The sequence below is a fragment of the Candidatus Anoxymicrobium japonicum genome, from assembly GCA_002843005.1.
Lineage (GTDB): Bacteria > Actinomycetota > Geothermincolia > Fen-727 > Anoxymicrobiaceae > Anoxymicrobium > Anoxymicrobium japonicum.
Genome location: PHEX01000107.1, coordinates 1 through 3,355 on the forward strand (window position 1 = coordinate 1; position 3,355 = coordinate 3,355).

The following is a 3,355-nucleotide window of genomic DNA, read 5'->3' on the forward strand; positions in this document are numbered from 1 at the left end:
GTTCTGGGCATACCAACAGTTAAGGGACGTAAATTAGGACAAAAACGAGTCGGATTAGCGAGAGCAAGGTTGATTTTTAGGAATCGTGCCACACAGCATGTATTTATCTTTTTGATGTTTTACCGCTATTTCGTTTTTTACCGTGAAACAGGCTTCAATCAAGTGAAAATATATATAACCCCAAAACCACTTACCATTGTTCAAATTGAGCGGAGTGAACAAAGGAGGACTAAAATATGAAAAGTAAAATATTAGTTATAGCGCTGGCTGTCGCGTTCATACTCGGCAGCGGAATGGTTTTGATGCCGGAAGTGAAAGCAGTAGAAACGGAGGACAAAACATTATATTTCCACGGAACCGTGACATATAATGTTGATTGGGCAAACAAGTTTAATATCATGGATGAAAATGCACCCACAGACCCAAACCCAAGAGTGGCTTTTTCAGTCCAAGGGGTGGATGGTGCTTCCCAGCCGAATACTTTGTATGAATGTGGGTGGATATGGGGCCCTTCTGACGGATATTCGTATGAAAGTGTCGATATAACTGTGACCTTCTGGGCAATGGAACCGGGAGAGCAGCAGGCGAAAAGTACCCAAAGTTGGGATATTGCAATATATGATCGTAGCGAGCTATCTGAAGACCCCCCGGTTGCATCTGTAACCGCTGAACAAGCCGTAAACTCAACAGACAACCCGGCAAAAATTACCTATACATTTGAAGATATCACAATTTCTGGCGATTATCTTACAGTGGTTCTTGATGCGGTTTACACAGACATGGATACCGTCAATGCAATCATTTACGATTCGACTGATTATCCATCTGGAATTCAGATTACGGCTGAGGTTTCCGAAGAACCGATTTCAACCGGCGGCATCACCATGACATCCGACAAGACCGCGCAATCCGTAGCGAACGGCGCGACAGCGACTTATGAACTCACGTTTGAAAGCAACCTGACCGAAGCCACGACGGTTGCACTAACAAGCAATACCGTTTCCGGGTGGAACGTCGAGGTATCGCCTAACTCTCTGACCGTTCCGGCAAGCGGCACGGCGACTGCGACTCTCACGGTCACTCCAAGCGGCAGCGTTGCGGAAAATGAAGCGGCCGAGGTAACTGTAAGCGCAACCTTCGACGGCGGTTTTGCGAGCGTCGTAACGACCACGACATCGCTTGGAGGCGAGGTGACAAACCAGAATCCCGTGGCTTCGTTTACCGTGACAAAGAACGGCCTTAAAGTAGACGTCGATGCATCCGCCTCAAGCGACCCCGACGGGGACGCCATGACGTATGAATGGGACTGGGGCGACGGAACTGCCAAGGGTTCGGGAAAGACGGCTACGCACACCTACACAGAGGCCGGGACTTACACCGTAAAACTGACCGTAAATGACGGAAAGGGCGGGACCCACGCCAAGTCCGAGCAGGTCGTTGTCGAGAAGGCGACCGCAAAGAAGACTCCCGGCTTCGAGGTCGTTGCGCTTCTCGGCGCGGTAGGCGTTGCGGCGCTGCTTGTGAGAAGGCGCAAGTAGTCTCCTTACCAAATCTTTTCACATTTCACTTTTTTTTGTATTTATTTTTTTGATGTTTTACCGCTATTTCGTTTTTTACCGTGAAACAGGTTCCAATCAAGTGAAAATATATATAACCCCAAAACCACTTACCATTGTTCAAATTGAGCGGAGTGAACAAAGGAGGACTAAAATATGATATGAAAAGTAAAATATTAGTTATAGCGCTGGCTGTCGCGTTCATACTCGGCAGCGGAATGGTTTTGATGCCGGAGGCGGAGGCGCAGGATGCGCCCGCGGGGAAGTTTTTCTTGACGGATGAAGCTAAAGATATCCCCGGGGAAGCTGCATCAGAAGATGCGGCGCTTATGAATGCTTATGGTATTGCGAGAGAGGCGCCATCTGCTGAAGGAGGAGCTGGAGCATCGACAGCTGAAACGCTCACCGCCACCTGGCCCACAATTTTTTACACCTCATTGAGCGAACCCATTACGATTACCGGCAATGCTCATGTAACCCTCTGGTTTTCTTGTGATGCCCCTGTCACACTTTTACCATGGTCCGGACTGGATATGGGGATTGACATAGCACTTGGAAAAAATGGGGTTGAAGATGAAGGAACTATGGGTAGTTGGGTTCCTGCTCCAGAGTCGTCAGTATTTATCCCTGGTGAAATATACCAAGTCGATATCGACCTGACTACAAACGGTATAGAATATGCAGCAGGTGATACTTTCGAGGTATGGATTATATTTTGGGGCGGAGAGAATGCTGGACCAGCACCAGTTTTGAAATACCTTACGGGTGGCACTGAACACGCATCACAGATAAGTGTTCCAGGCCTCGCGCCAATCGGCGGCGGGGGCGGCAACATAGCGTTCTCCTGCGACTCTAACGAAAAATCAATCCACGCAGGCGGAAGCGTAACCTACGACGTTGCCATAGCCAACAACGGAGATGCCGAAGAGACCGTGGCCATTGCGACATATAACGCACCCGAAGGCTGGACTGCGACGCTCGACAAAATGCAGGTTACGCTCGCCGCAGGAGCGAGCGATACGGTTAAGCTTACCGTCACTGCTGCTACCGACGCGGAGGTTGGCACGGTCGCCACGATAAAGGTCACAGGCACCTATTCCGGCGGAGGCGTTTCATCCATTGACACGGTATCGACCGTCGTCGGCGGAGACGCCCAAACCTACGGCGCACAACTCACAGCATCATCCACCACAGGCGAAGCCGACAAGGAAAAGACTGCGGAATACACGATAACGGTCAGGAACACCGGCTCCGCACAGGATACGATTGCTCTTGGCGCCTCGTCCGCAAGCGGCTGGAACGTGGCTGTTAGCAAAGCCGAATTATCGCTTGCCGCGGCTGCGAGCGGCACAGTCACCCTCAGCGTTACGGTTCCAAAAACCGCGATTGAGGGCGATATCGACACCACGACGCTGACCGCCACCGTAGGCGACGGTTCGACCTACACAGTCAGCGTGCAGACCACCGTAAAGGCGGGCGCCGGAGGCGATGTCAAAGAGAAGGGCGGAATTCCCGGCTTCGAGGTCGTTGCGCTTCTCGGCGCGGTAGGCGTTGCGGCGCTGCTTGTGAGAAGGCGCAAGTAACGCAAGCGATATTTTTCACATCTTTTTTCATATCTCTTTCAAACGATTTCTTTTTGCGATTCTGCGTGTTTTGTCGCCATCAACCCTATACCTTTTCGCAAAAATTCTTTCCAAAACCCAAAGACAAAACTACGCTGCGTGGTAAAACAACCCTGGCGTTTCTGAAAAAGATTTTCGATCCATCGAACGAAAAGAGTTTTGACTGGTGCTTTGCCA

General features: G+C 50.4%; 2 protein-coding genes. Both read left to right on the top strand.

All coding sequences use genetic code 11. The features are described 5' to 3' along the window. Positions 1-236 precede the first annotated feature (236 nt). The gene (locus CVT63_08115; protein ID PKQ27416.1) at positions 237-1,538 is read left to right on the top strand and encodes a hypothetical protein; all 1,302 of its coding nucleotides are present in this window, start codon (positions 237-239) and stop codon (positions 1,536-1,538) included. A gap of 179 nt (positions 1,539-1,717) precedes the next feature. Continuing rightward, positions 1,718-3,139 carry a hypothetical protein gene (locus CVT63_08120; protein PKQ27417.1) on the top strand — a complete coding sequence of 474 codons (1,422 nt, stop codon included), beginning with the start codon at positions 1,718-1,720 and terminating at the stop codon, positions 3,137-3,139. Positions 3,140-3,355 lie beyond the last annotated feature (216 nt).

Bases quoted from the DNA above. Each gene is read 5' to 3' on its own strand.
- CVT63_08120 (PKQ27417.1), top strand. From the start codon at position 1,718: ATGAAAAGTAAAATATTAGTTATAGCGCTGGCTGTCGCGTTCATACTC.
- CVT63_08115 (PKQ27416.1), top strand. From the start codon at position 237: ATGAAAAGTAAAATATTAGTTATAGCGCTGGCTGTCGCGTTCATACTC.